Raw genomic sequence first — 1582 nt, 5'->3', positions numbered from 1 at the left:
GAATGATTATCCATAGTGATAGAGGTAGCCAATATTGCTCAAAAGACTACCGAGACTTAATCGCAGCTCATAATTTAAAACAAAGTATGAGTAGGAAGGGAAATTGCTGGGATAACGCCTGTGTTGAAAGCTTTTTCCACTCAATGAAAGTAGAAGTCATCCAATACGAGCCGATAATGACGCGAGAAGAGATGCGCCAAGCACTTTTTGAATACATTGAAGTTGATTATAATCGAACAAGAAGGCACAGTGCTCTTGGGTATCTAAGCCCAGTTAACTTTGAAAAACAATATGTAGCTTAATGCGGTGTCCAGTCTAACTGGAGCAGATCAGTTTTGATGGCTAGCAAGGGGTACAAGCAACCTACTTTAGACATCCAAGTAGAAAGCCAAAGCGTAAAACAAACCAACCAAATGCGCTCTGTTAGGGCTGATTATAATTACTTACAAAGTATGTACAAAAAATTCAAGAGAGAAACATCGTATACCATTAATGACGTCGGATCACTTAGATTGTCTACAGTAGAAGCCACACTCCAAGCCATACAGAAATATAAACCCTCTTTAGGTTTCACTAAAGAGGAATACAATTGCGATGTTGAATCAACCTATAAAGCAGAGGGTAAAGCCTGTAAGGATGTTAACGATTTTGTAGATACTAACGGTAAATATTATAGGGACTTTGTTACCGCTTTGAATATCGAGAGGGAAACGCTACAAGCAGCTTATAAAGCTTTAGAAAAACCTATCGGTAAGACTTCAGTCTTGCAAAAAAATGAGGTTATAACTGAAGGTAATAAGGGTTGGTACACTTATAATTCAGTGAGAAGCAAACAGAATGGTGTAGCCGTAATGGCAGTTCAGAATTACATGTATTTTGGAGAGCACGCGATATACCTAGAGAAATACCAAATGTTTGAAGTAGGATTTAAAAATACTTTTAACGCTGCTTTAGGTAAGAATAAAAACTTTAAAGTTACTTTAATTTATGGCAATGACGGGGCTATTGACATATCAGAACATGGCTTCATTTGTGAATCTAATGGTGGCTGTTACCTTCGTATGACTAAGGAAGTAGAAGACAGAGATAGCTTATTTAATAAGATGCTAGCTAAAAACTCTGTGATTGGTTTGCTCATCCAAGATTTAGAAGGCAATACAGTTTATAACGTTGCTATGAATTGGGATGCTAAGGTGTACAATCGAGAAACAGATAAACTACTAAAGACAGAGGTTAACTCTAAAGAATATTTAAGAGCTTACAATGCAATTACTAAAGAGAATGTAAGCGGTGTGTATACTTTCTCTAGATTTAATGATGCTGTAGTGAATGGTAATGTTCAAAGGGGTAAGATTTACAAGATTTTCAGCGCCAATAGTAACTATAAACCACTATCTGTAACGCCTTCTTTTGCTTTGTTTAAAAATTCTAATAACTACAATGCTCTTGTCGTTAAGCTTAACGCTAAAGGTATAATAAAAGGTCAAGATCTTAATATCAAAGGTTTCAAATTCAAGTACAACGGTACAGGTTTTTATAAAACTGTTTTGGGATCAAGAGAGCAGATGATTAGTGTTATACC

The 1582-nt window shown here is 36.0% G+C and carries 2 protein-coding genes; both read left to right on the top strand.

From position 1 onward, the window contains the following. Positions 1–302: IS3 family transposase (locus L4B77_RS19940; RefSeq protein ID WP_429752593.1), on the top strand; the 302-nt coding region annotated here is incomplete at its 5' end. Between the two features lie 210 nt (positions 303–512). Then, on the top strand, positions 513–1582 hold a 1070-nt coding region (locus L4B77_RS19935), incomplete at its 3' end, for a hypothetical protein (RefSeq protein ID WP_429752591.1).

It is taken from the genome of Vibrio minamisatsumaniensis, assembly GCF_050337445.1.
GTDB lineage: Bacteria > Pseudomonadota > Gammaproteobacteria > Enterobacterales > Vibrionaceae > Vibrio > Vibrio artabrorum.
Note: the sequence above shows the minus strand (reverse complement) of the source record. Positions and strands in the feature narration are given on the sequence as shown.